Origin of the sequence: Acinetobacter entericus, assembly GCF_026168575.1 — a bacterium.
In the GTDB taxonomy this organism is placed as follows: domain Bacteria; phylum Pseudomonadota; class Gammaproteobacteria; order Pseudomonadales; family Moraxellaceae; genus Acinetobacter; species Acinetobacter bouvetii.
In genome coordinates this window covers 1-863 of sequence record NZ_JAPEQW010000109.1, presented here as the reverse complement: position 1 = coordinate 863, position 863 = coordinate 1, and the positions used below count along the sequence as shown (strand labels likewise).

Annotated in this window: 2 protein-coding genes; one reads left to right on the top strand and one right to left on the bottom strand. The window is 34.9% G+C overall.

What is annotated here, in order from left to right; translation table 11 throughout:
* Positions 1-504 (top strand): hypothetical protein (locus OKC24_RS19770; protein WP_265466297.1); only part of this gene is annotated, 504 nt, incomplete at its 5' end.
* Here OKC24_RS19770 and OKC24_RS19765 read toward each other — a convergent pair.
* On the bottom strand, positions 501-863 hold a 363-nt coding region (locus tag OKC24_RS19765), incomplete at its 5' end, for a hypothetical protein (RefSeq protein ID WP_265466295.1). The two genes, OKC24_RS19770 and OKC24_RS19765, sit on opposite strands and share 4 nt — an antisense overlap.

Sequence of the window (863 nt, the reverse complement as noted above, 5' to 3'; positions counted from 1 at the left end):
TTTTTATGTTTTAATAGACAAAAGAAAACCCACCGTGGTGGTGGGTTGGATGGAGGTGTTATGAGTCTTAAATATAAAGGCTTCTCGGGAAGTGTTGAGGCATCATCAGAGGGTGAACTCCTAAACGGTCAAATTGATCTCATTGGTGATCTAGTGCTTTATGTTGGTAAAACATATGATGAATTAGAATCAGCATTCCGAAATTCGGTTGATAGTTATATTGAATTTTGTGAAAAACACAATAAAAAACCAGCGATACCAGAAAAACCTAAATCAACTGAACGCGGCGTAATTCCAGCAGGTACACGAATTAAACTATATGAAGGTCGTGTAACACTACTGGAAGACGTTGTAGTTGATGCAAACCAAGAGTGGATTAATAAAGCCATTAAAGATCAGGAGGATTATTTTAATGGTATTGGTCGTGTTGGAAATCTGCCTACTGAGTCAAAAAAATCAGGTGGTGCTATAGGCGGATCAAAAGATACCAAATGGATGCTTTAATCAAAAGAGAAAGCAATTATATCTGCAACTCTAATTTGGTATGACTTCCCTGAAAAATCCAATAGATGCAAATAACCTTGTCTTAGTTGATCAGGGAAGTTACTCAAATCACCAGAACCGTTATATTCTTCGATATGTTTGGTTCTTGGTTTTTTAACATGTTCCTCGTAAATTTCCTTGTATTTTCTATTTAAGATTAAATCATAATATTCATCATCTGTAATAATTTTACCATTAAATTCAAAACCATTGCTAAAAATGGTTACGGGACTTCGCTCACCAGATGGAAGACTTTCCTCAAATTTAATAATCTCAATCAAAAGCATATTGGTTCTTGTATTTTTCACTTTACTCTCCAC